At 42.9% G+C, this 25,060-nt stretch carries 23 protein-coding genes; 22 read left to right on the top strand and 1 reads right to left on the bottom strand.

All coding sequences use genetic code 11. The features are described from left to right. Positions 1-82 precede the first annotated feature (82 nt). Positions 83-1,465: a stage II sporulation protein P gene (locus tag RIL182_RS14200; RefSeq protein ID WP_006858397.1), complete on the top strand. Its 1,383-nt coding sequence runs from the start codon at positions 83-85 to the stop codon at positions 1,463-1,465. 48 nt (positions 1,466-1,513) lie between these two features. Continuing rightward, positions 1,514-2,059, top strand: a complete 546-nt coding sequence (locus tag RIL182_RS14195; RefSeq protein WP_006858396.1) for a phosphatase PAP2 family protein — start codon at positions 1,514-1,516, stop codon at positions 2,057-2,059. Positions 2,060-2,110: 51 nt separating this feature from the next. Here RIL182_RS14195 and asnB read toward each other — a convergent pair whose 3' ends face one another. Further along, positions 2,111-3,958, bottom strand: a complete 1,848-nt coding sequence (gene asnB / locus RIL182_RS14190) for an asparagine synthase (glutamine-hydrolyzing) (RefSeq protein ID WP_044999414.1) — start codon at positions 3,956-3,958, stop codon at positions 2,111-2,113. 257 nt (positions 3,959-4,215) lie between these two features. Here asnB and RIL182_RS14185 point away from each other — a divergent pair, with 257 nt between their 5' ends. The 20 genes from RIL182_RS14185 to RIL182_RS14090 all read left to right on the top strand — a co-directional run bounded on the left by RIL182_RS14185 (position 4,216) and on the right by RIL182_RS14090 (position 25,044). Continuing rightward, positions 4,216-6,609: a histidine kinase N-terminal 7TM domain-containing diguanylate cyclase/phosphohydrolase gene (locus RIL182_RS14185; protein ID WP_044999413.1), complete on the top strand. Its 2,394-nt coding sequence runs from the start codon at positions 4,216-4,218 to the stop codon at positions 6,607-6,609. A 101-nt stretch (positions 6,610-6,710) separates the two neighbouring features. Next, entirely contained in the window at positions 6,711-7,409 is a 699-nt protein-coding gene (locus tag RIL182_RS14180) for a DUF975 family protein (protein ID WP_006858395.1), read from the top strand. Between the two features lie 77 nt (positions 7,410-7,486). Beyond that, entirely contained in the window at positions 7,487-9,316 is a 1,830-nt protein-coding gene (locus tag RIL182_RS14175) for a S8 family peptidase (protein ID WP_134523380.1), read from the top strand. A gap of 411 nt (positions 9,317-9,727) precedes the next feature. Next, positions 9,728-10,417: a ParA family protein gene (locus tag RIL182_RS14170; protein ID WP_006858391.1), complete on the top strand. Its 690-nt coding sequence runs from the start codon at positions 9,728-9,730 to the stop codon at positions 10,415-10,417. A 249-nt stretch (positions 10,418-10,666) separates the two neighbouring features. Continuing rightward, complete coding sequence (locus RIL182_RS14165) at positions 10,667-11,008, top strand: helix-turn-helix domain-containing protein (RefSeq protein WP_006858390.1); 342 nt, start codon at positions 10,667-10,669, stop codon at positions 11,006-11,008. Between the two features lie 24 nt (positions 11,009-11,032). Next, positions 11,033-11,749: a LytR/AlgR family response regulator transcription factor gene (locus RIL182_RS14160; protein WP_006858389.1), complete on the top strand. Its 717-nt coding sequence runs from the start codon at positions 11,033-11,035 to the stop codon at positions 11,747-11,749. Between the two features lie 267 nt (positions 11,750-12,016). Then, entirely contained in the window at positions 12,017-13,045 is a 1,029-nt protein-coding gene (locus RIL182_RS14155) for an ATP-binding protein (protein WP_015520279.1), read from the top strand. 160 nt (positions 13,046-13,205) lie between these two features. Next, a complete protein-coding gene (locus RIL182_RS14150; RefSeq protein ID WP_241070752.1) occupies positions 13,206-13,358 on the top strand; it encodes a cyclic lactone autoinducer peptide in 153 nt (50 codons plus the stop codon). Then, positions 13,355-13,954, top strand: coding sequence for an accessory gene regulator B family protein (locus tag RIL182_RS14145; RefSeq protein ID WP_006858386.1), 600 nt, complete (start codon positions 13,355-13,357; stop codon positions 13,952-13,954). The genes RIL182_RS14150 and RIL182_RS14145 overlap by 4 nt, the downstream gene beginning before the upstream one ends. Then, positions 13,926-15,683 carry a vWA domain-containing protein gene (locus RIL182_RS14140; protein WP_006858385.1) on the top strand — a complete coding sequence of 586 codons (1,758 nt, stop codon included), beginning with the start codon at positions 13,926-13,928 and terminating at the stop codon, positions 15,681-15,683. Before RIL182_RS14145 ends, RIL182_RS14140 begins: the two co-directional genes overlap by 29 nt. 11 nt (positions 15,684-15,694) lie before the next feature. Next, entirely contained in the window at positions 15,695-17,875 is a 2,181-nt protein-coding gene (locus RIL182_RS14135; RefSeq protein ID WP_006858384.1) for a hypothetical protein, read from the top strand. A gap of 34 nt (positions 17,876-17,909) precedes the next feature. Continuing rightward, complete coding sequence (locus RIL182_RS14130; protein ID WP_006858383.1) at positions 17,910-18,338, top strand: hypothetical protein; 429 nt, start codon at positions 17,910-17,912, stop codon at positions 18,336-18,338. Positions 18,339-18,355: 17 nt separating this feature from the next. Continuing rightward, positions 18,356-18,781: a hypothetical protein gene (locus RIL182_RS14125; RefSeq protein WP_006858382.1), complete on the top strand. Its 426-nt coding sequence runs from the start codon at positions 18,356-18,358 to the stop codon at positions 18,779-18,781. Positions 18,782-18,889: 108 nt separating this feature from the next. Beyond that, positions 18,890-19,333: a J domain-containing protein gene (locus RIL182_RS14120; protein WP_006858381.1), complete on the top strand. Its 444-nt coding sequence runs from the start codon at positions 18,890-18,892 to the stop codon at positions 19,331-19,333. A gap of 52 nt (positions 19,334-19,385) precedes the next feature. Then, complete coding sequence (locus RIL182_RS14115) at positions 19,386-19,922, top strand: FHA domain-containing protein (RefSeq protein ID WP_055193079.1); 537 nt, start codon at positions 19,386-19,388, stop codon at positions 19,920-19,922. A gap of 23 nt (positions 19,923-19,945) precedes the next feature. Then, positions 19,946-20,452 (top strand): FHA domain-containing protein, encoded by a 507-nt coding sequence (locus tag RIL182_RS14110; RefSeq protein WP_006858377.1) that lies wholly within the window; start codon positions 19,946-19,948, stop codon positions 20,450-20,452. Continuing rightward, a complete protein-coding gene (locus RIL182_RS14105) occupies positions 20,449-21,279 on the top strand; it encodes a PP2C family protein-serine/threonine phosphatase (protein ID WP_006858376.1) in 831 nt (276 codons plus the stop codon). Before RIL182_RS14110 ends, RIL182_RS14105 begins: the two co-directional genes overlap by 4 nt. Beyond that, positions 21,276-23,027, top strand: coding sequence for a hypothetical protein (locus tag RIL182_RS14100; RefSeq protein ID WP_006858375.1), 1,752 nt, complete (start codon positions 21,276-21,278; stop codon positions 23,025-23,027). The genes RIL182_RS14105 and RIL182_RS14100 overlap by 4 nt, the downstream gene beginning before the upstream one ends. A 5-nt stretch (positions 23,028-23,032) precedes the next feature. Then, on the top strand, positions 23,033-24,277 hold the full coding sequence (locus tag RIL182_RS14095; protein WP_006858374.1) for a hypothetical protein: 1,245 nt from the start codon (positions 23,033-23,035) through the stop codon (positions 24,275-24,277). 74 nt (positions 24,278-24,351) lie between these two features. Next, positions 24,352-25,044: a hypothetical protein gene (locus RIL182_RS14090; protein ID WP_006858373.1), complete on the top strand. Its 693-nt coding sequence runs from the start codon at positions 24,352-24,354 to the stop codon at positions 25,042-25,044. Positions 25,045-25,060 lie beyond the last annotated feature (16 nt).

The raw sequence follows: 25,060 nt of genomic DNA, 5'->3' as shown, positions 1-25,060 counted from the left end.
TGCCGGGCGAAACTCATGCAGATCACGATCAAGAAGCAGAGCTTCATGGTATAATGAAAAATAGAAGTGCATACAGTGTAGTATGTATGCTTATCGTTATCGACATTTAAAAAAGAAAAAAATAAATGGTGCCGTCTGGCTGGGGGGATTGCTGCTGGCTGTCATTGGAATACTTTTACAGACAAACAGATCTTTCTTTGCAAAGCTTGGAGAAGAGGGGGCAAAAAGCTGCTGCGAAAAAGTACTTGATTTTTATCTGCCCGGTTTGTCTTACAGTGTAAAAGATGAGACGGAGTGGTCTTTTGTGGAGAAAGTGATCGATGTGCTTTTTTCCGGGGAAAATTATGAACCTGAAAGTGGATCATACCAGACGCAGATCGAGAGTGATCTCTCTTATGAGGCAATTCTGGCGCGGGAGGCTGCAGATGAAAATTATGTGGATGAAAAGACGGGGGAAGTGATACCATCGGTCGGAAGCGCAGATGGTACGAGCCTGTCAGATGAAAAAGATGCAGGAGGACAGACGGCGGATGCAGGTGCAGCAGAGAATACCGGAGGGCAGCCGGCAGAGCCAGGTGTGGCGGAGAACACCGGAGAGCAGCCGGCAGAGGCAGATGCAGCAGAAAATCAGCAGGCACAGATTGCAGAGGCAGGTGCAGCAGAAAGTCAGGCAGCTTCCGCTGTGGCAGACATCAAAGCAGTGACATTTGCAAGGGAAAAGCTGAATGATTTTGATTATCTGATCCAGAATTTTTATCAGGTGGACAATACGACGACGATCGGGAGCACACAGCTCAATGCGGATGCCCTGCTCGGAAAGGATGTACGTTTGAGCCATGATGCGTCCACACCGCAGATACTGATCTATCATACGCATTCACAGGAAGGGTATGCGGATTCCGTTCCGGGTGATGCATCCATGTCGGTCGTCGGTGTCGGTGATTATCTGACGGAGCTTCTGACACAAAAATATGGCTTTTCCGTAATCCATCACACCGGGCAGTATGATGTCGGAGACCGCGATCATGCCTATGCAAAAGCAGGCCCTGCGTTAGAACAGATCTTAGCGGAAAATAAAAGCATTGAGGTTGTGATCGATCTGCACCGTGACGGAGTCGGAAACAATACGAGACTGGTTACGGAACAAAACGGCATGCCGATGGCGCAGATCATGTTTTTTAATGGATTGAGCCGCACGACGAAAACAGGCGATATCGAATATCTTTATAATCCTTATATTGCAGATAATCTGGCGATATCGTTCCAGATGCAGTTAAAGGCGGCAGAATATTACCCGGGATTTACCAGAAGAATTTATCTGAAGGGATACCGCTACAATATGCACTATTGCCCGAAGACACTTCTGATCGAGGTGGGGGCGCAGACAAATACACTGGCGGAGGCAAAAAATGCGATGGTACCGCTTGCCGATCTGCTCAACAAAGTATTGACGGGGCAGCAGTAGAAACATAAAATGTATGTAAAAACATAAAAAAACGGGGTAATACATAAGATGGATGTTTTATTGCAGTTAGATGGGAATATTTTATTGTGGATCCAGGAGCATGTGAGGAATGCTGTTCTGACGCCGGTCATGACATTTATTACGCATTTAGGCGATGCGGGATGGACCTGGATTGCTCTTGCAATCGTATTTTTACTTGTAAAAAAGATGCGGAGAACAGGTGTGCTCATGACGTGTTCCCTGTTGGGATCTCTGATCGTTAATAATCTCATTTTAAAAAATCTGGTCGCCAGAACAAGGCCTTATGAGGCTGTGGATGGACTGCAGCGTATCATAGAAGCGCAGAGGGATCTTTCATTTCCATCCGGGCATACCGGCAGTTCTTTTGCAGCGGCTGTTGTGATCTTTCTGACATGCCCAGGGAAGATCGGGGTGCCGGCTTTGATCCTGGCATTTCTGATCATGTTTTCAAGACTTTATGTCGGAGTGCATTATCCGACGGACGTTCTTGCCGGAATGATCACGGGGACACTGATCGCAGTGCTGGTATGCAGGGTGTATCAGAAAAAACACAGAAAAGTTTTAGAATCATAATATACAAAAAACACCCCGGACAAAGTAAAAGTGCCGGAGTGTTTTTTTCTGTCACACAGAAAGATGATATTTCTCCATCCAGTAATTGAGCTGGATAAAATAGGCCAGAAGCTGTGGACCCGCCATAAGCTGCCCGAACCACGGCTTTCCGTATTCTTTTGGTGCTTCCATAAATTTTTTCGCTTTCTTTTTATCGATAAGCGGAAGGATAGAAGCATTGCTGTCTGCTAAAATATCCGTCATCCGCGCGATCAGGATCTTTTCATAACCCGGATGGTAGGTTTTCGGGTAAGGACTTTTTTTGCGGTGCAATAGTTCCGGCGGCAGAAGATCGCGGAAGGCATCACGAAGCAGAGCCTTTTCCACACCGTTCTGGTATTTCATTTTCCATGGAACATTGTACACATAGTCGATGATACGGTGGTCAGCAAAGGGGACTCTCGCCTCAAGACCGGAATACATGCTGGTGCGGTCCATGCGGTCGAGCAGTGTCTGCATAAACCATTTGATATTCAGGTAGGCGATCTCACGGCGTCTGTATTCTTCGGCGGTTTCATCCGGAAGATGCGGTGTTTTTTTCAGGGATTCTTCATACCTTGCATGGGAGTAAGAAGAGAGATCAAGGCTTTTCATAACATCATCATCAAGAAAGGCAGTACGGGCATCGATATCCGCAGACCACGGAAAACCATCCCGGTTCATCAGTTCCGGGCGGTAAAACCACGGGTATCCGCCGAAGATTTCATCGGCACATTCCCCGGTCAGTGTGACCTTGTTTTGTTTTTTGACCAGAGAACAAAAGTAAAGTAAGGAGGCATCGACATCTGTCATGCCAGGCATATCCTTTGCGTCCACGGCAGCATAGAGCATGTCGGCGAGCGTCTCCTGGGTGCATTCCAGGTAAGTATGACTGGTTTTACAGTGCTCTAACATGCAGTTTACATAGGGAAGATCGCGTTCCGGCTGAAAGGAATTGGATTGAAAATAAATATCATTTTCCGTAAAGTCAAAGGAAAACGTATTTAAGACTTCACCGTGTTCCCTCTGGTAAGCGGCAGCAAGGGCTGTGACGATGCTTGAATCGATGCCCCCGGATAAAAAGGTACAGACCGGCACATCGGAAATCATCTGCCGTTTTACGGTATCGCGCATGAGAAAAGATACATGTGCCACGGTGTCCTCGTAGGAGTCCGTGTGGGGCAGACATTTCAGATCCCAGTAGGTGGTATCGGAGAGCCCCATGGCATCAAAACACAGGTAATGTCCGGGTAGAACTTCATAGATATCCTGAAAAACCCCACATCCGGGGGTGCGCGCCGGCCCGACTGCAAGCAGTTCTCTCAGGCTGTTTTCGGTAATAGCGGGTGAAAGATCCGGAAAGCAGAACAGTGCTTTTGGCTCTGAGGCAAAGACAAGCTCACCGTCTTTTGCGTGATAAAAAAGCGGCTTTGTCCCTACTCTGTCGCGGTAGAGAAAAAGCTGTTTTGCGGCACCGTCCCAGATGGCAAAGGAAAAGATTCCATTTAAGCGGGAGACAAAGGAAGCACCGAAATGCATGTAGGCATATAAGATCACTTCCGTGTCGGATGTTGTGAGAAAATTATATCCGGCAGCAGTAAGCTCCGGGATCAGTTCATCGGTATTATAGATCTCCCCATTGTAGACGATGGCATAATCTGCCCCGTCCCGGTGACGTATCATAGGCTGTGCACCGTGCGTGATATCACGGATAGAAAGTCTCTGATGTGACAGACCGGCATGAGGTGTCAGATAAATGCCGGAAGCATCACCGCCGCGGTGGATGAGTTTTTCGTGCATGGACACCAGTATATTTTCCCAAAAGGACTGTCTGTCCGTATAACAGCGTTTCAGGCTGCAAAATCCTGCAATTCCGCACATAAGGTCACTCCATTAAAAAACAGATTTAATCCCTGTTAGTGTATGCAAATCCATCAAAAAGATGATGGATTCCCATCAAAAAGATGATGGATGATGGAAAAAAATGGAATTGCAGGTTAAAATATGCTATAATGAACGAGAGAGAGTCAACATGCTTGTATGATTGACGAATTGTGAATTGGATCATGTGCCGATTTTGCACATGAATATAATGATTGATTTTGAAAAATTTTACATTCAATTTGGAGGAAACGGCTTTGACGCTGGATAGTTTATATATTGGAGTTCCAATCGGAGCGTTTTTCTGTTTTTTATTTATATTTTTTTCATTCCTGAATGCCGGGGATGCAAAACCGGTCAGGTATTTCAGACAGATTCTTTTATCCTGTCTGATCTGGACTGGCGGTGTAGTAATGATGCGTATGCAGATCATGCCGGGGATGCGGTTCTGGTTTCATGTGTCGGTATTCGGATTTTTGACGGTACCGATTTTTATGTATGCATTTTTATTTTATATGTTGGAGATCAAAAAGAATGGTTTCCTGACCGGATATTGCATAGCTACTGTGGTGGCAATGGGGATCAATGTTGTCACAGAAGTATTTATCCCGGAACCGGATATTATCCGGTATGCAGATGAAAGCATTGGATATGCCTGTCATCTATCTTGGGGAAGTTATTTATTTGCAGCTGCGGAGGCAGTTGTGATCGTCTATACGACAGTTTTGGCGCACAGGGCAATCGGCAATAAATTTGAAAAACGAAAGAAATTATTTCCACTGCTGCTTGGAACAGTTGCAATTTTGACAGGCAATCTTTTTGTTGCACTGCCGGGTAATTTTTTCCCGTATGATATGCTGGGCGGTATTTTTATGGCATTGTGCCTGTTATATATCATGTGGCACAAGTATCTGTTTGATATCTCGAACCGTATCGTGATCGGATGTATCTACTCGGTTGCACTGGCGGTCAGTCTTCTTCCTGTGTTCAATTTTAATCACAATGCGGAGTGGTATCTTGGCAGTGTATTGCCGGAAATACAGCAAAAAGTTATAGTGCTCGTACTTGGATTTACAGGATGGTCGTTGTTTGTATTTTATCTGGCAAGAAAAATGGCAGAGGGAATCATGCAGAGGCAGAACAGAAAGCAGATCGAGGTATTACGTCGTTTTCAGAATGAGTCGGCGTCTATATTGCGGCAGGAAGATCTGTTTAAGCTGCTGATTGGTGTGGTAAATGAGATGTTTCCGGTAAAGGACATCTTTGTTTTTATCAAAAATGGAGAAAAGTTTACGGTTGTAAAAACAGCCGGTGGACAGATGCCGGATCAGGCAGAGCAGGATGAAATCACGGCTATGCTGGAAAGATCGGGGGCAGGTGAGTGCTCTGAGATTTCATTGATGAAGTATGATGATGAGATACAGGGATTTATCTATATAAAATCGGAGAAAAGAACCAGATTAAATTATTTAGAGAGAGATTACTACTGGAGAATTGGTGTGTATGCGGGTGTGTGCCTTAAGAATATCCGTACTTATCAGGAAGTATATCAGATATCGATCCATGATGAACTGACAGGACTTTATAACAGGGGATATTTTAAAAAGTTTCTGGCGGAGAACTGGAAAGAAGAGCAGAAGATAGCCCTGGTGTATCTTGATCTGGATGATTTTAAGCTTTTTAATGAGCTGTACGGGGAAGAATGTGGGGATCGTATCTTAAAATGGTGCGGACATATCATAGAGAATACCGTAGGATGTCAGGGAAATACGTTCCGGTTTGGATCAAATGAATATGTGGTGCTGATAAATTCGGATGAAAAGAAAAAGGTGGCACAGATTGCGGCGAAGATACAGAAGAATTTTCTGCTCGCGGATGAAGAAAAACCGGATGTTCTACAACCGGTGACTGCAAGTGTCGGAATTGCATTTTATCCGGATACGGCTTCGGGAGCGGATGAGCTGCTCAGTCAGGCAGAACGTGCAAATTTTTATGCAAAACGGGACGGAAAAAACTGTATTAAAATTTATGGAGCACATACAGAAGATGAACTTGAGGATCAGCAGGTACAAAAGCATTATGAACAGATTGCACCAACGATTTACGCACTGACTGCAGCAATCGATGCAAAGGATTCTTATACCTTTGAACATTCCTGCCATGTATCGGATTATGCGGTTCTTCTCGCAAAAAAAATAGGTCTTGAGCCGAATGACATTGAAATTGCAAAGGAGGCAGGACTGCTTCACGATATCGGAAAGATTGGTATTCCTGAGAGTATCTTAAAAAAACAGGGCAGGTTAAATGATGAGGAATATGAGATCATGAAAACACATGTCACGAATTCCATTGAGATGATTCATTTTCTGCCGAATATGAACTATGTGATACCGGCTGTATTATCGCATCATGAGAGATATGACGGAAAGGGATATCCGAGAGGCCTGAAAGGAGAAGATATTCCACTGTTAGGGCGTATTCTTGCGGTATGTGATTCGTTTGATGCGATGACAACAAAGCGTACCTACAAGGAAGCTATGTCGATCGATTATGCAATCAGTGAGTTAGAACACAATAAGGGAACACAGTTTGATCCAAAACTGGCAGAGGCATTTATTGAATTGTTAAAAGAAGGGAAAATTGAGGTCTAATTCTTAAGATTTTCTGAGAATTTTTGTTTGAGGGATGACAAAAAAACGTTAATGTGTTAAACTGCAAAAGTGTAAAATGTTTTTATCAGGAGGAGTTTAACATGTGGAACAGAAGTGAGTTAAAAAGCAATGCAAAGCTGGCATTGAAGGCGAATTACTGGAAAGCAGTGCTGGTGGGACTGATTCTGTCATTTATTTTAGGTTCAGGCTCAACAGCTGCCCAAAATTCGGCAAGGTCATCAACGGATGGATTGACGGATATAGATCCGGTAATGGTATTTACTGTGATTGGGATTATACTGGCAGCAGTATTTGTTGCCATGGTGATCAGCATCCTGCTCAGTATTTTTATCTGGAATCCGCTTGAAGTGGGATGTCAGAAATTTTTCATTAACTGTAAGTATGGTAACGCGGAATTAGGCGATATTGCATACGGATTTAAAAACGGATATGCGCACATCGGCATGATCATGTTCCTGCGGGGGCTGTTTACAGGACTCTGGATGTTATTATTTATCATTCCGGGTATCGTGAAAAGTTATGAGTATATGATGATCCCATATCTTTTAGCAGAGCATCCGGAGATGACCAGACAGGAAGCCTTTGCAGAAAGTAAACAGATGATGGATGGAAACAAATGGGATGCATTTGTGTTAGATCTTTCATTTATCGGCTGGACGCTGTTAGGTGTCTGCACATTTGGTATTCTTCTTGTTTTTTATGTAGAACCTTACATATATCTGACACGCGCAGAACTGTATCATGCATTAAAAAATAATAATAAGTCGGTAGAATTTTAAATTTACCCCAAAAGAGTCATAAAATCCCCCCAAGCTGCATTTCTAATAAGTAAGGAGTGCGTTTGCGGGGGATTTTTATGTCCAATGAGAAAATGGAAAATCTGTTAAATCTTGCACTCGATGCGACAGAGCGGGAGAGGGAAAAATCGTTAGATCTCGATACCGGGTATGACAGAGCGGAACGGACCTGGGAAGTTATCGTAAAATTCGGAGGCACGGAAGAAGCGTTGAGGGGACTGTTTGCAGAAAAATTTCCGGAGGAGTATGACCGGATCAGGATTACAAATCTGCGGAATGAATATGCGATCCTGCTTTTGCCAGAGCATATTGTGGAACTGGTGGCGGCACTGACAGAGATCGAATACATGGAGAAACCGAAACTTTTGTTTTTTGCAGTGAATAACGGCAGACGTGTATCATGCATCAATCAGCTGCAGACGGTGGGGACGGAGCAGGGAACATTGTCGTCTGGCAGAAATTTAAGTGGAACCGGCGTGATCGTGGCAGTGATCGATTCCGGCATCGATTATACACACCCGGATTTTCGGAATGCAGACGGAACCACCCGGATTTTAAATCTGTGGGATCAGACGATACCAGCAGACAGCGTGGCAGATCCGTTTCCTGCGGAGAATGGAGAAACGTCATTTTTAGGGGCACCGTCAGGGTACTTTCTTGGAACTGAATTTACGAGAGCGGTGATAGACCGCGCTTTAGAGCAGACAACGGAGAGAGAGCGGTTTGCGTTGTGCCCCAGCCGTGACATCTCCGGGCATGGCACCCATGTGACGGGGATCGCAGCCGGAAATGGCAGAGCCTCACAGGGAAGATACCGCGGAGTGGCATATGAAAGTCCGCTTCTGATCGTAAAATTGGGAACGCCGGGGGAACGGTCTTTTCCAAGAACGACGGAACTGATGCAGGCAGTAGATTACTGTATCAGAAAAGCCCAGGAATACGGGATGCCCATTGTTATAAATTTGAGCTTTGGGAATAACTATGGTTCCCACTCCGGCAACTCCCTGTTAGAGAGTTATCTTGATGATATGGCGAATTACTGGCGGACGTCGATTGTTGCCGGCAGCGGAAATGAGGGGGCGTCGGCGGTGCATGCGTCTGGAACCCTGCGGGAAAATATCACGAAAGATGTGGAAATCGCCGTGAGCAGTTATGAGCCGTCTTTAAATCTTCAAATTTGGAAAAATTATTCCGATGAGATTGCGGTCTCGCTGATTCATCCGAATGGTACGAGAGTGGAACCAGTCCGGCAGATTTTAGGTCCGCAGCGTTTTAGGCTGGGGAATACAGATATTCTGCTTTATTACGGAGAACCGAGTCCCTACAGTCCTTATCAGGAAATTTATTTTGACCTGCTTCCGGTAAACGAGTATATTGACAGCGGCGTCTGGACGATACAGCTTGTACCACAGAGAATTGCAGCCGGAAATTATGATATGTGGCTTCCAGCGGGCGGTGTTTTAAACGAAGGTACGGGCTTTTTGATGCCGTCGGAGGAGACAACACTGACGATTCCGTCGACGGCGGCGCGGGTGATCACCGTCGGAGCCTACGACGGATATTTTGACCGCGCGGCGGCATTTTCCGGGCGCGGGTATACGCGGGAGACCAATCAGGTCAAACCAGATCTGGTCGCACCGGGGGTGGATATTACTTCCTGTGCGCCGGGCGGCGGGTATGTGACAAGAAGCGGAACATCGATGGCGGCTCCCTTTGTGACTGGCGGGGCAGCACTTCTGATGCAATGGGGGATCGTGGATAAAAATGATCCATATCTGTATGGGGAAAAAATGAAAGCGTATCTGATCAAGGGGGCAAGAAGGCTTCCGGCGATGCGGGACTATCCGAATCCGGTGTTTGGGGATAATGGTATTATAGTGTCAAGTTAGTGAGAAGCCAGTAAAATCAAGGGGTTCCGCTGATTTCGTCCAAAACAGAAATTGCTGTGAAAACGGCAAATTGGGATGAAAACAACCTGGTTTTCATTCTGAAAAAGGAAAATCGGATAACTTGACACTAAAATACCATAAGGAGTTAAAAATCTATTTTTCAAATGTATTTCAAATTTACCATTTCTAATCAATCTCAGTTTTAGTGCAAAATCTATTTTCCAAATTGTAACCGATAGTGTTCTTACATGGAAGGAGGTAAGTGAACAGTCCTACTTTTATCCAAGTGTCATATGAAATTGATACCATGGCAGTCGCCAAGGTTCAGCAAGCCTGGCCTTGGCTCGCTGCCTGCATGAGAATCCAATGTAACCAAAATAACAAATTCAACAAGAGAAAGGAAGCAAACGTATGGGCAAGGTTTTAGGAATTGTAAACAGAAAGGGCGGAGTAGGTAAGACCACGACCGCCACAGCCCTGTCATATCTGCTGTCTAAGGAGGGCTGTAAGGTCGCATTGATTGACTTTGACGGGCAGAGGCACACAACAAAACTTTGCGGAGTGACCGCACCAGAGCAGCTTTCCGTGACAATTTATGACATTTTGAAGTGTATCGTGATGAACGAAGAACTGCCGGATAAAGGGTCCTACATGATAAGGACAGAGACAGGAGTAGATTTAATTCCAGCGAATAACAAGCTGGATAACTTTGATAAGCTGATGTGTGATACTGATTTTGCAGAATACAAGCTGAAAGAGTTTGTGGACACCATTAAGGAGCAGTATGACTACATCCTCATTGACGGTATGCCGAAGATGGGGACAGCTATGATAAACGTGATGATATGCTGTGACAGTCTGATTATTCCGGTACAGTCGGAAACACTGGCGGTAGAGGAAATGGCAGAGTTTCTAAGAGCTTTCCACAGAATCAAGAGCCACGCAAATGCAGAGACGCAGCAGGAGAAAACTAAGCAATGTCAAAGGAAACAGACTGATAAAAAGGAGATTTGCAGAACAGACACAGCGTATGGAAGAGTGGACGAAAGAGACACCTTTTGGGGGTGGACTGGGGAGGAGGTCAGTTTGATACCACCTTGAACGTTCATTTTAACTAAAAGACTAAAAAGTGAAAAAAAGTATTTAGGATAAAATAGAAATATAGTCTGGTTACACATTGGTAATAAACGTAAAATGACGTATATGTTAAGCTTAAAATGATAATTTTGCAAATAAAATAAAAAATTTCTTGTAGATTATTAAACCATAGCAAAATAAATTAGCATATAAAGCATTCTTAAATAGTCAAAGAAAAGATATGATAAAGGAAAATGAGTTTCGGAGATAGAAATGAAATTAGACTATTGCGCAATAGGTATGAGAATAAAAGAGCGTCGGACGAAGAAAGAATGGTCGCAGGAGATGCTGGCATCTACTGTTGGAAATTCTAATCCACATATGAGTAATATAGAGTGGGGAAAGACAAAAGTAAGCTTGGCAACTTTGATAGATATTGCAAACGCTCTGGATACGACATTGGACGCATTGATTTGTGATAATCTGGTGAAAGGGAAAGCTGTTTTTGATGAAGAAATTTCACAGGAATTGGAAGAATGCAGTGAAGAAGACATCAGAATTGTTTATGATATGGTAAAAGCTTTGGTTAAGAGTCTGGCAAAACGGCAACATTAGTTGTTACAGTGGGGGCAAAGATATATGATAAGGATCGGGATTTGTGATGATTTAGTAGAACAACTTCAGATACAGGAAGAGATGGTTAGGAATATCGTTTGCCGTTTGGGGCTGAATACAGAAATAAAATGTTTTCAAAGCGGAGAAGATTTGCTATGGGAAATGGAACAAAAAGGCAATATGGATATCATTCTTTTGGATATTGAAATGGGCGGGATAAACGGAGTTGAAACGGCAAGACGGATTCGGGAAAAGGATAACAGGGCAATTTTGTTCTTCATTTCCTACTATGAACAGTATTGTAAGGAAATCATTAATGTACAGCCATTTCGGTTTATAGACAAGCCTGTTTCGGAGGAGGAACTGGATCGTGGGTTTAGAGAAGCGTTTAAGGCGATGAGTCAAAAAGAAGAAATTTTTGAGTATACATATAAAAAAGTTCCATATAAGATTTTGGTAAATAAAATTCGTTATTTTGAGAGTGATAAGCGACAGGTGAATCTTTACAGTACAGACGGTGTTTCTTCCTTTTATAAAAAACTGGATGAAGTAGAAGCACAGTTAGAACAGATGAATATCAAGTTTTTAAGGATTAGTAAATCTTATCTGGTCAATGTGAACTATGTAAAGGAATTTCGGTATGAAAAAGTAGTGATGGATGACGGCAAAGAATTTAAAATAGGTCCCAGATATAAGGATAAAATACGAAAAAGTTATATTGAATTGATGAGGATAAGCTAAATGATGAAAGTAATGCTGGCAGCCATTGAAATTTTTTCTTTAGTGTATCAGAGAATTTTTGCACAAAAAGTCCTGACACAAAGAAAGCATGGCAGAGTGTGGGAGTGTTTTGTATGGGGAATGTATTTTGTTATTTCTAATTTTTTTACTTACAGTTTTGCAAAAAGTGCGTGGGACAATACAGGAATATTTGTTGTCTCATTTTTTTTTGCTTTACGTATTTTATATATAGATTCTGCATGGGTTTTATCGGCAGTTACTGCTTTTATGGCAATTAGCGGAGCATTATCAGAAGTATTGACTTATTATGGATGGCAGATATTTGTTCAGAAAAGTGGAGTCAAAGTAGATACGGCAAATGAGGATTACTTACTATTGCTGGTTTCCAAGCTAGTTATGTTTTTCTTTATAAAAATATTGCTGGCGCTTATCAAGCGGCATAAAAATATCAGGTTGAATACACAGGAATGGGTTGAAATTTTTATGATTCCCGGAGGAAGCATTGTCATTTTAGCTGAAATGATCTGTCAAAAGGAAAGCATGAGCGAGACATTGGATTTTGTGGCAGCGCTTATGGTAATGCTGATAAATATTTTTACATATTATTTGTATGATAAAATTGGAGAAACAGCAGAAAAAAGAGTACGGGAAGAGGTTTTACAGGAGCAAAGTGAATATTATCTCAGACAGTACAATGAAAACATGAATCTGTGGGTAGAAATGAGTGAGTTCCGCCATAATATGACGGAACGGTATCTGATGGAGAAAATGTATCTGGAGAAAGGAGACTATGAGGCACTCAAAAAATATTGCGATAATTCTTTAGAAAAGTTACATAAGCAGAGAAAAGTATCTAATACAGGGTGTTTCTATTTTGACAGTATTATTAACTATAAAGCGGCGGTTGCTGAGACATTTGATATTAAATTTGAAACAAAGCTGATGATACCGAGAGATTTAAAAGTGGAAACAGAAGATATCTGTATCTGTCTTGGAAATTTGTTGGATAATGCGATAGAGGCATCCAAAAAAGTGAAAGCAGAAGAACGTAGTGTTTGCGTAGAAATACGAGTGGATAGAAGAAACCTTATGATGATGGTTTCTAACCATTACGAAGAAGAACGGAAAAAGAGCGGAAATCATTATATGACAACAAAAAAAGAAAAACACAGGCATGGATTTGGACTGAATATAATAAGGAAGATAGCCAGACGGTATGATGGGGAGGTTATCATTGATGATGGGAATCATCAATTTGTGGTGACAGTATTATTGTATGAGATTTTTTCTATGTAAAGAAATGTAAAGGGAAATAAGAGATGCGTGAGTGAGAGACAGGCGTCTCTTTTTTTTGCATAAAAATAAAAAAGTTACAGATAACCATACGATTCTTGACGTTTTGAAGATTCTGTGTCAAAAAATGGTATTATTAGGAAAAAAGAGAGGGGGAATCAAGATGAGAAATCTGTTAAACCGCTATTTGAGCAATTTAATGACATTTGGTCTGGAGAAAGTAGCAACAGGCGCTGCAACAAAATGCTGCTATTTTATTCTGCATCAGCCCAAGGTGCCGGAAAATCTCAAAAAGTTTTCTGAGAGTAAGAAATGAGAAAACTTTTTGAAAGAATCGTAGACTTCATGGAAGAAAATGGAAGCATTCAATCGGAGTACAGGGATATATATCTATTCGCGTTGCAGACCGTTGCTGTATATGCTTTCAATATTGGAACGGGTGTTGTCATTGGCGCGGCCTTTGGGGAATTGTTATATTGCATGATATTTCTGATTGCATTTATGCTGTTGCGGCAGGAAGCAGGAGGATATCACGCACCGGGATGGATGAGCTGCTATTTTCTTTCATGTGGGATTCTGGTTTTAACCTTGTTATGGATAAAAGCAGAATTTGCTTATCAGACCTGTCTTACAATCGCTGCGGCGTTGGCTGCAGGGATGGGGATATTTCTATTTGCTCCCCTGGAGGATAAAAATAAGCCTCTGGAGGAAGCAGAAAAGAAAGTAATCGGAAAAAAGGCGCGAATCATAGTTGTAACAGAGCTGATACTCGGAATGGTATTCTTAGCGGTAAATCAGAGAGCTGCATATGCGGTTTTGGGCGCAGTTATCTGGTGTGGAGTGAGTTATCTGGCATGGTCAGTAAAAAGATATACGGAGAAAAATGGGAAAAGTAGAGAAGATAACAATTAAATTGGCAATGCTGTTCATAGGGCTTTCTTTGCTGTTTCCGGCAAGGGTTTTGGCAGCGGAGAAGAATGAAATCAATGAAATCACCGAAAAAAAGCAGATTATATTTTTGTTGGATGCAAGTAAGTCCATGCAGGGAGATGGACAATGGATAGAGGCGGCAGACAGTGCATGTATGATAGCGTCGGCGTTGCCGAAAGAATACGAAGTGGCATTGCTGGTATATAACACGGAAATTGTTTATGAGGAAGATTTCGGAAACATTAATCAGAAAACCAGACATGCACTCGAGACGGTAGAACTGCAGGGCTACACCACCCCAGCGGTGGCGTTGGAAACGGCGGCTGATATGTTTGACAGTGCGGCGGCAGATAAAAGAGTGGTATTTATTTCCGACGGGGAAATTTCTCTGCGGGATCAAAGCGAAACAGAAACTGCAATCAGGCAGTTTGAAAATATGGTGGATCAGATTGCAGAACAGGGAATAAAAATTGACATGTTTGCAATCCCCAATGATAAGACGGAGAATGAGGTTTCGTATGGAACGAAAGTGACGTCAGGAGAGCAGTATACAGTAGGCGAAAACCAGACGATTGAAGAAATCACTGCAAAATATCTGTTCCAGACGTTACAGATAGAAAAAATAGAACTTGGCGAGGCGGTTTCCGGAGAAGGAAATATGACAGTGGATCTGCAGGATACTTATATGCAGAATGCAAAGATACTTCTCGTGTCAGGGGAAAACATCGAGGATTTTCATGTTGCGGGACAGTGTGAGAGCCTGAATATGCTTCAGGGAAACAAGTTTGCGGTTGCTGAATTGGAAAATCCATTGGAACGGCAGATTACAATGGACTATTCTCTGGAAAACAGAGGAAATGTCCATACTTATCTGATAAAAGAATATTTTTTAAAAGCTGATATGGAGAAATCCTATACATCAGAGGAAGGGACATTTACCCTGAAGGTAAATGTTGTAAACCATCAGGAGAAGCCGGTTTTGGATTCGGAAACTTTAAAAGACAGTATTTCTGTTTTGATTAATGGCAAGGAAGCGTCTTACCGTGTGGAAAATGGCACGGCGATGGTTCCGTATCAGACAGACGAGACGGCAAAAGTGAATGTGGAAATTGCAATTCAGCCGTCGGAAAATGTGGTTCATTACATAAAAACGGCAGATACGGTGGAATTGACAGTTCCGGTTGTAGAGGAGGAACCTGATTATACGGTTCTTTGGATTGTAATTATATCTTTATGTGCAGTGGTACTTTTGCTCTCTGTTTTATATGAAAGGAAAAAGCAAAAAAAAAACGATGGTGAGACGGGTTCCATTATCATAGAGAAATCGGAACCTCCTGTGCTGCCGAAATATGATTTCTCGGGACAGTTGGCGGTATATTTGTTAAAGGGGGAGCAGGAAGAAGACGTTGCGCCCTGCAGTATTAAGTTATTCGGAAAATCACGAAAAAGTATATCCTTTGACTGGATCAAAGACCGCTGCGGGATTGACTATAAATTATCGGATGCAGATAAAATCAGGTTTACTGGCGGAAAAGACCATGCACTGTGTTTCAAAAACAGTGGTTATGCAACAATTGTAAAAGAAAACCAGATTTTGAAACGGGAGAGAAAGTATTCTTTATACTATGGAGAAAAAATATTGCTGATTTTTAATAATGGAGGAACAGAAATTGAACTTCATTATAAAAATATGAAACCAAGCGAAAGGTAAGGAGGAACAAAGTGAATACAATAACACAGACAAACAGGACGATTCTCTTTGAGGAAATCAATCCGGAAAAGCTGAATCTTCTGACACTTGTTGGAGACGTCAGGGGGGTAAACAGCGTAAGTGACGACAAAATCAAAGAAATAAACGATGCCTTGCTGGTGAGAAGTTTTGACGAATTTTTGGAGAAATTTGAGCCGGTGGTGTATTCGTATTTTGACGCAAACAATCAGAAAGTAATCTATACGCTGAAAAAACCGGAAACGATTGAAGATGAGTTACTGAGTGAAATTCATCTGAACCGCCAGAATGATTATCTGAAAATGCTGATGACGCTTGTTGAGGCAAAGCGGGCGGAGGGAAGCATCAACGTAGATTTTAAATTTGAGAAACTGACGGATATGATTTCACCCAAAAAGGTCATGGACGATATCCGACAGAACCGAAAAGAACTTCAGTATACCTACAGTGAATATGCGAAACTTGAGGACGGCGATCCGAAGAAGTTAGATACGGCAGATAAGCTGAATCTGATGTTTGAAGAAGCAAGTGTCAATTACAACAATGTAATGGCAATGCTGCCGCTTGCGATAGAGGATATCAAGACAAGGCTGTTGTTGGGCGATGGACAGAAGAAAAAAGACGAAGCGCCGTTAAGCATTGGCGTGCTCAGTATGGATGAACACGGAGAACTTAAGATTTTAGAGGCGCCGAAGGAAAACAAAAAAGAGCTGATGGTATTAGACGACAATGCCAACGCCGGACTGATTCAGGCAATCGAGAAAGACTATATGGATTTGAACGAGGACGGAAATGAGTATGTTATGTCGTTGGTTGCAAGAACTTTCTGTCCGCTGGCATCTACGATGGAGAGTGTGGTAGATATTGAGAAAGAAGTAGCGAACTACAATTCTTACCTTGAGTTCTACAAGCGGAGCAAGGATGATTTTATCAAGACAGTAAAACCGTTGGTGGAAAAAATCATGGGGGTATGGGCTTTCTTCGAGCAGTATCCGAGAAACTGCAAGGGAATGAAACCTTCTCTGGTGGTATCGAATGTGAGCAACGATATGCTGGCAAAGAGCAGCAACATTCCGCGACTTTTAGCATATCTCAATACGGTAAACGCAAAAAATGATTTTGAGAATACCATCTGGTATGCCATTGTTCCGTCGGTTTCCTTAAACAGCAGTTCTAAGCTGAAGGCGGTAAAGGAGCGTTTTAAAGGAAATGAGAACGTAGAGAAAGAGGATGTGAACAGCATGGAATCGCTGGTTCGGATTCTGGATGCGCTGAAAGATTATGAAGTGCAGTGTTTCTTCAGCTATGAGACGGGGGACAAGACCACCTTTAATGTTATGGCGACAGAGGGAATTGAAAAATATGAAACAAAATGCACGCAGTTGATTGGCAAGCCTTTTAGTGAATATGCAATTCCCTGTATCCCGAATTTTACCGTAATACCAAAAGACAAGTCCGGCGTCATTCTGGATAACAAAATGTACATTACAGAGCAGAATACGGCAGCGCTGTCTAAAGAAAAAGAAGATGTTATGAAAATCTGGATTGATGGTGTCTACATAGGAGCTGCTTATGTGGCAGCCGGTTTGGTGGCAGCTTACCAGAGTCCGGACTACTTAAAAGAAGTGTTTAAGAAAAACGTGGACGATGAGCTTCCGGGTGTCCGGTTTGACATTGAGTCAGGAGATCACGCACTGCAGGTTCGGACTACCATGGCAAAAGAGATTACAGGATACACCAACGATATCAAGAGCGATATCAACCGGAAGAATTTCGGATTTGTATTTTCTTCCGAAAATGCAGTGCTTAAGGATATGAATATCCAGAACATTATGGTCTACAAGGCACGTAACCTGCTGACAGACGGAAAGAGTTATGAGCCAATCTATAAGACACAGGTGACTACTTACATTCAGAGAGTGATGCGTTTAGCGACAGGCGATTTTAAGCAGGAAAATATTGTGGAGTTTTTCTCCAGCAAGCCTACCAGCCAGAGAAGCAGATGGATGGAGAAGAAGGATTGCATCAATGCGATTATCGGAAACGGAGACGATATCCGGTATTCCATCGACGAGGCAGCGGGATACTGCACGCTTGATATCGCATTTAACGGTAACGTGAAGAATCTCGAAATCGAGATTAACCGGGTCAACAGCGAGGACAGAACATTTTAAATAAAGTCTAAAAGAAAAGAAGGAGGAAACGAACATGGGTTTTAGATTAGCAGTGAGTGGAGGCGCAGAGAACATCAATCTGGACGAGAAAACTATCCAGAAAGTTACGTTCAGTTCCGATTCCGCAACAGATTCCAACGCAAGGGCTACAGATTTTGGCATTGCAGTAAAGATTACCGGAAAAATGTTGTATAAGGTGGGAGCAGACGGAGAAGACGGAACACTTGGATTATCCAAATGGTCTCAGGTTCCGTCCGAGCAGGCAGACTGCTACAGAAATGCACAGATCGATGTTGTATCAGCAGGACAGGTGGTAAGAAAGTACACAATCCCCAATGCGTTTGTCATGGAATATGAGGAGCATATGGATGATGAAACCGGTGTGGGTACATTTTACCTCCACATCAAGCAGAAAAAGGACGAGAATGATGCGGTGAAGATCGAAGGCGGCTACGGTGAATAAAGAAAGGAGAGGAAATTATGTCATTTTTAGTAAAAGTCGAAGGAAGCGAGAGCTTTGAAGTGGCGAAGGAATGTGTCAGAAGCGTAAAGGTTACTACTGATATTCCGCTGGATTCTAATGCGAGAACGAAGGATGTCGGCGCAACTATGGTAATTACCGGAAAGATTTTAGCGGCTTTGGACGGGGATATTACTGACAGTACCAGGAAGCTGGCATTATGGTCCGTTGTTCCGGCGGAGAAAGTGGACTGTTATCGGAAGGTGACAGTAGAGCATGTGGCAGGCGGTGTAATGGAGAGAAAATATTGTTTCCCAAACGCATTCGTGCTTGACTACAAAGAAGAGTTTGGCGATGTAGAGGGAACCGGAACCTTCACATTAGTACTCAGACAGAAGAAAGACAAAATCGCTTCTGTAGCGGTAGAAGGAAATTATTCAGCATAACAGCAGGGCGCAGATTGTCAGCAAATAGGACAGCCTGCGCCTTAAATCGGCAATAGAAAGCGCATTTTACGGGCTTTCTATTGCCATGAACGAAAGGTTGGAACAAATATGAATCCATATCAGGTATTAGGGGTTTCGCAAACGGCTGATGAGGACACCATAAAAAAGGCATATAGAAAAGCGGCAAAAGAATGCCACCCCGATACACATCCGGGAGATAAGCGGGCAGAGGAACGGTTTAAGGAAATCGGAGAGGCATACCGGATTCTGAGCGATAAACAAAAGAGGGAAGAGTACAACGCTAGGGCAGCGCAGAAAGAACAGAAAAGTGCGGCAGGAAGGAACAGCGCTGGGACAGGAAGGAACGGTGCTGGGACGGGCAGAAAGAATACCGGAGGAGGAACGATTGATCCGGGAGATATTGAAAAGGAATTTGAACGATTTTTTTCCATGGGAAAGCAGAGTGAGAAAAAGGAGAATCGCACGCAACAAAAGATTAATCCCATGGATGTGACAGATTTATTTGAACGTTATATGGGATTGAAACGTTGAGAAAGACGATTTGATTTTTCAGACGCAGATTTGCGGTGATATTGAGGTGAAAATGAATAAGAAAAATTTCATGGACATGATGATATGCAGTCTTTCCGCTGCAATTATAATTCTATGTTTTACATATATGGAGCAGAGCAGGGGGCGGGATACGCTTATGGCTGTCTGCGGGATTGTATTTCTGGCATTTTTGCTGCTGGCAGTGACGGATTCTCTGTCCGGCAGACAGAAAAAAAGAGGAAATGGGCGGGGAATACAGGAACTGTTGCTGTTAGATGAAGAGGGAAACGAAATATCAGCCTGGCATATTGGCGGAAAGACGTCCCTTTTAATCGGACGGGACGAGCATAAGGAAAACGTGGACATTAATCTTCAGAATACAGAGTATGGCGGAATGGCAGACCGTCAGCACGCTGTGTTAAATTATGCGGCGGGGCAGTGGTATATTGAAGATTTAGGAAGCAGAAACGGTGTAAGAATCCAGGATGCGAAGGATGGCAAAGTGTATCAGGTGTCAAGGGAGCATCCCTGCCGGATTAACGCAGGCGATATTATTTTTATCGGGAATACCAGATTAGGGGCAAAATAGCGTGTACATATGGAGGAAAAAACATGAGTGGAAATTTAATTCGCTGTCAGAACGGACATCTTTTTTCAAGCAGGAGATATGGAACAGTGTGTCCGTACTGCAATATTGAGACAGCCACGAAAGAAAAAAAGTCAGTGGAAAAATCGCAGGAAGAAATTGAGGACATTCTTTTTCTGGAGGAGGAGAATCCGGTCTGCGGCTGGATTGTATGCGTAAAAGGTCCGAGAAGAGGCAAAGATTACCGGGTCATGGACGGAAAGAATTTTGTGGGACGGGCAGATGATATGGATATTCAGATTCTGGGGGATAACAAAATCGCACGGAGAAATCATGCGGTGATTGTATTTGATGCGAAGAAACGGGAGAACATGATTTTACCGGGAGACAGCAACGGTCTGGTCTATCTGAACGGTGAAGCGGTCTATCTGCCGCAGCCGTTAAGCGCATATGACGTGATTGAGATGGGGGAGAGCACATTCCTTTTTGTTCCTTTCTGCGGGGAGCATTATATGTGGGAGGACGATAAATGAGTGTCCCGTACCTGACAGTCTGTATCTTATGCGCTTTCTTAGGAATTGCATTTTTGTACCGTTTTTGTCTGGTATTCCGGAGCAGCAGAGAGGGATATGAGACGGGAGCCTGCAAGACCATCGGCAGCCGTGAAATACAGATGGATTACTTTACAATAGAAGAAAATGAGAATGGTTTACTGGCGGTTTTAGCAGACGGAATGGGAAAAGAAGCGGGCGGCAGAATTGCTGCTAAGACAGTCATTCGGGTTTTTAAAGAAATTTTTGAAACGTACAACATGGCAGACCACCCGTCCTATTTTTTTAAGAAAGCGTTTCAGACGGCAAACCGGGAAATTTTAAAACAGATGGATGAGGGAAGAGGAATGGCGGCAGTCAGCGCCGTTATGATACAGGGAGGATTTCTGTTTTACGGGATTGTCGGGAATGTAAAGATTGCAGTATTCCGAAATGAGGAATTGATTCCCCTTGGAACGGGACACACCGTAGATGTGCTGGCACAGGATAAGTATGTGGAAGGCATTCTGACAAGAGAAGATGCCCTGTCTATGCTGCAGGAAAAAAGAATTTACAATTACCTGGGAAAAGACGGTTTTAAGGAAATACAGTTCTACGACAAGCCGGTTCGCTTACAGGAAGGGGATGTGGTGGCAGTTTTCAGTAATGGAATGCAGGAGAGCGTGACATGGAAAGAGATGGAAGACTGCTTAGCCCGGAAGAAAAGCTGTAAGAGAATGGCATTTGATTTGGTGGAACTGGTAAATCAGAAAAAAGGCGATAAGGATAATGCCAGCGTAATTCTGATAAGAGTTGGAGAAATGACATGAGAAAACAGAACAGTGATTTTGAGGCACGGTTTATTTCCGAAGAGGGAAGCAGGTTAAAAAACAGAGATTATTTTGGGTATGTGGAATTAGATGAGTTCGCCTGCTATGTCATCGCAGACGGAATTACGGAGGTCACGGATGTAGAAAGCGCAAGGCTTGCCATTGAGACAGTCATTCTTAGTTTTCAGGAAAATCCATCTCTGTCAAAGCGGGCTGTAAAGAGATTGTTAAAGCGGGCAAACCGGGCATTGTTAGGAAAAGAAAGTGACAGACGGTTAAAGGCATCTATTACAGTGGTTGTAACGGATTACCAGAAGATGAGATATGGATATGTGGGGAACACAAGGCTCCGCATGTACCGGGGAGGGGCGGTTTACCGTCAGACGAGGGATATGTCTCTTGCCCAGGAGATGGTGGAGCAGGAGAAAATTGCCAAAGATGAGTTGATGCAGCATGAAGAGAGGAATAATCTTTATGCCTATCTGGGACAGAAAAATTTTAAGCCCGTGGTTTCAAAGAAGATAAAGCTGGCGGAAACCGACATGATTGCTCTGTATACAAGGGGAATCTGGGAGAATGTGGACGAGGCGGAACTGGATGATGTCTTTGCAGAAGCTGACAACGAAGTGCAGACAACGGTGGATAATATCGAGGACTTACTGCTTTCAAGACAGCCGGAGAATCTGGACAACTATACGCTGGCAGTTATTTTTGTAAATAAAGTATACCAAAATCCAGAGAAGCGGAAACGGATAAAAAAAATAGTGATGATTACGTTTATTGTTGTCATAGCGGCAATCGTTATCGGTGTGGTGCTGTGGTTTCTGCGTGATAGAAAAGTGCAGCGTACTGAGGATATGAATTATCATTTTACCAATACGGTGGAATATATCAATACCGGAAATTATGTCAGGGCAAAGGAGGAATGCGAGCAGGCGCAGAAACTGGCAGAAAAGCTGAAAAACAGCAGTATGAGAAACCGTCTGCAGGAATATTCCTTTGTGATAGAGACTGTGATACTGGCAGATGAAAGCTACAGCAGCGCAGATTATGAAGCGGCCGAAGAATACTATCTTTCTGCATTGGATCGCACCAGATATGCGGACAATGTAGGGACGGATTACATAGAAAATAAGCTGGAGAATATCAGCGTATTCCTGTCGGTGGAGGATTATATAAACCTTGGAGATTCCCTGTTAGAGCAGGGCGATTATGATGGGGCGGAAGAGAAGTATCTGCTGGCAAAAAAAGCCGCGTTGTCCGTACATGATGCGGAGGGCAAACAGACTGCTATGGATTCGCTGGAAAAGCTTTATGAGGAAAAGGCAGATGCCGAGAGCGCGGCACAGGAAGAAGCAGACAGTCAGGCACAGCAGACAGTTGCCGCAGCGGAGATGGTGGCAGCAGGAGATAAGGCATGTCTGGAAAAAGATTATGTTGGGGCGAAAGTTTATTATACGATGGCAGTTGCCAAGTATGGTGAAGTAGCGGATACGGCGGGACAGGAAGATGCACAGAAAAAATTGGATGCCGTAGAAGAAAAGTTAAGTGAACAGGAGGAACAGAAAAATACGGCGGCTGCCTATGAAAGCCAGGGAGAAGCCTGCCGGCAGTCCGGGGATTTGTGGGGAGCAAAATCACAGTATCTGTCTGCAAAATCGATTTATCAGGAACTGGGGAGCGATGAAGATGTGCAGAGGATTGAGGAGATTTTAAGTGATATTGATATGCAGATCACAGAGGGGTAAATATTGTGGAAAGTATTACAGATTTACAGCAGCACATACGAAAAAGGCTGACAGAAATAGAGGATTTAGGCGAACGGAAGGATGCAAGGGAAATATTGTTGGAAGGTCTTGTGCCCATTTTTGAACTGATGGAAAAACGGTATCTGGATTTGGAAAATCAAATCAAACGGGAAATAGAGATTCCAAATGAGAAATATGCAGTCTCTATGACGGTTATCACCCAGAAAGATTATGACCCTATCAACGGAACACTGTACCCGGTTGTTCCGGCATTACTGCAGGAGGATAAGGAGCAGGAGAAGCAGGAAGCAATGCCCTGCATTATCTATTTTGCGGGCAGTTATCAAAAGAAAGCAGAATTTGAAAAAGCAGCAGATTTTCAAGGGGTCGATGACAGCGGCAAATCCTATACCGTCCGGGTGCGCAAAGCAAAATGTTATCAGCAGGCGTTGTCGGAGCTGTATCAGGTATTCGTCTATAACAAGATATGCTGGACAACAGTCAATACGGGATATCTGGATAGATTTTATGAAATAGATACGGACGGGGAAACGGATGGAAACGGTTTGAAAATAGATTTTGGCAGCTATGAGGAAGATATTAAAAATGATATGCTGCTGTTATGGAATATAGAAAAGTTCACATTTCAGTGCCGTAAATTTATGGTCCCGTGTATGGATGAGAAATATTATGAACATGAACTGGATTTAAAAAACTATGATTTGGACAGCGGATATATGCTTGGGATCAATGAGGATGTTCTTAAGGTCAGGCATGAAAAAGACAAAATTATTATGACGTCGCTGAAAGAATCTTTTCGGGATTGGGAAGTATACCGTTTCATTGAAAAGACAGATACAAGTTCCCATGGGTATACCTGCGAAATGTTAAGCAACAGCAGAAAAAGCAGTTTTTTTCAAAATTACAGAGAACGGCAGGAAAGTTCCCTTGGCAGCCGGACAGAGTTGTTTTGGATGGTACAGAGCTTTGAACATAATGTTTATGTAGAGTTAGAAAAGTGTGAGGTGCTTGAAACACCACCGGAGTCCTGTCTGGAAGGGGATATGAATCCATTTTTGGGAAATACCGTTTTCCCGATGGAGACAAGAAAAACGTTGGCATTGTATTTCACACGAAAGGGACAGAAAAAGAACTTTTGCGAAGATATGGTACGTTTTTTCGTGTCACAGATACAGCTATCTGTCTGTGAATATAAGTGTGTTGGTATTCTGATGGATTCGCACCTTTAACCATTTTATGTTAGGCGGTACAGCCTTGTAAAACGACAGGGAGACAGGACATAGGACAAAGGAGTTTAAATTTTATGCAGTATATCTGGGAGGTTGTGCTGGCAGCGGAAAAAAACGGAATCAGGGAAGCTGATTTGCAGTATGAGGTGCCAGAGGTACGAAGTCCGTATCTGGAGGTATCCTTTTACGATTTAAATACGCAGACAGTGGAGCAGACTGCCGTAGAGGTGAATCCATTTTACCGCTTTTTTGATATTTTCAGCGGGGTGTTGGATATTAATCAGAAAGAATATGGAAAAACAAAGGAAATCTTTGTGGATGCGGTATTTCATTATCTGGCGCTGACGGACTTAAGGATGGGCATGAGCAGGAAGGATTATTATTTTAAGTTCCTGGTGGAGGAATTGGAAAGCGGGCAGTTTGGGAGGAAGGCAAAGGCGGCTATACAGTTATTTTCATCCTATGAAAAAAAATATATTGTATTGGCGCTCATGGATGTCATATCTTCTCGTAACTATCGTGAGATTTTCAAGTGGCTGTTTCAAGAGATATATCAAGACTCTATTATATATAAAAGCATGGATTGTGCCAATGAACTTTATATTTACGTTGGAAGTGCAGAAACGCAGGAAGAAAGGAAAAGGGTTCAATTTTTATTAGACACTTTTTTACCGATAGGAGTGAGGACAGAAGTTTTTTATCAGGAACATTTCGGAATTTTGGAAGTAGAAGAAACTATGATATTAGATAAGGTACTTTTAATATAGAGGCGGAGGTGATAGG

The organism is Roseburia intestinalis L1-82 (assembly GCF_900537995.1).
GTDB lineage: Bacteria > Bacillota > Clostridia > Lachnospirales > Lachnospiraceae > Roseburia > Roseburia intestinalis.
Note: the sequence above shows the minus strand (reverse complement) of the source record. Positions and strands in the feature narration are given on the sequence as shown.

Coding starts and splice junctions, on each gene's coding strand:
- RIL182_RS14130 (WP_006858383.1), top strand. CDS start 17,910: ATGGGTTTTAGATTAGCAGTGAGTGGAGGCGCAGAGAACATCAATCTG.
- RIL182_RS14090 (WP_006858373.1), top strand. CDS start 24,352: ATGCAGTATATCTGGGAGGTTGTGCTGGCAGCGGAAAAAAACGGAATC.
- RIL182_RS14200 (WP_006858397.1), top strand. CDS start 83: ATGTATGCTTATCGTTATCGACATTTAAAAAAGAAAAAAATAAATGGT.
- RIL182_RS14165 (WP_006858390.1), top strand. CDS start 10,667: ATGAAATTAGACTATTGCGCAATAGGTATGAGAATAAAAGAGCGTCGG.
- RIL182_RS14145 (WP_006858386.1), top strand. CDS start 13,355: ATGAGAAAACTTTTTGAAAGAATCGTAGACTTCATGGAAGAAAATGGA.
- RIL182_RS14115 (WP_055193079.1), top strand. CDS start 19,386: ATGAATAAGAAAAATTTCATGGACATGATGATATGCAGTCTTTCCGCT.
- RIL182_RS14125 (WP_006858382.1), top strand. CDS start 18,356: ATGTCATTTTTAGTAAAAGTCGAAGGAAGCGAGAGCTTTGAAGTGGCG.
- RIL182_RS14175 (WP_134523380.1), top strand. CDS start 7,487: ATGTCCAATGAGAAAATGGAAAATCTGTTAAATCTTGCACTCGATGCG.
- RIL182_RS14195 (WP_006858396.1), top strand. CDS start 1,514: ATGGATGTTTTATTGCAGTTAGATGGGAATATTTTATTGTGGATCCAG.
- RIL182_RS14160 (WP_006858389.1), top strand. CDS start 11,033: ATGATAAGGATCGGGATTTGTGATGATTTAGTAGAACAACTTCAGATA.
- RIL182_RS14150 (WP_241070752.1), top strand. CDS start 13,206: ATGAGAAATCTGTTAAACCGCTATTTGAGCAATTTAATGACATTTGGT.
- RIL182_RS14120 (WP_006858381.1), top strand. CDS start 18,890: ATGAATCCATATCAGGTATTAGGGGTTTCGCAAACGGCTGATGAGGAC.
- asnB (WP_044999414.1), bottom strand. CDS start 3,958: ATGTGCGGAATTGCAGGATTTTGCAGCCTGAAACGCTGTTATACGGAC.
- RIL182_RS14105 (WP_006858376.1), top strand. CDS start 20,449: ATGAGTGTCCCGTACCTGACAGTCTGTATCTTATGCGCTTTCTTAGGA.
- RIL182_RS14100 (WP_006858375.1), top strand. CDS start 21,276: ATGAGAAAACAGAACAGTGATTTTGAGGCACGGTTTATTTCCGAAGAG.
- RIL182_RS14180 (WP_006858395.1), top strand. CDS start 6,711: ATGTGGAACAGAAGTGAGTTAAAAAGCAATGCAAAGCTGGCATTGAAG.
- RIL182_RS14140 (WP_006858385.1), top strand. CDS start 13,926: ATGGGAAAAGTAGAGAAGATAACAATTAAATTGGCAATGCTGTTCATA.
- RIL182_RS14155 (WP_015520279.1), top strand. CDS start 12,017: ATGGCAATTAGCGGAGCATTATCAGAAGTATTGACTTATTATGGATGG.
- RIL182_RS14170 (WP_006858391.1), top strand. CDS start 9,728: ATGGGCAAGGTTTTAGGAATTGTAAACAGAAAGGGCGGAGTAGGTAAG.
- RIL182_RS14110 (WP_006858377.1), top strand. CDS start 19,946: ATGAGTGGAAATTTAATTCGCTGTCAGAACGGACATCTTTTTTCAAGC.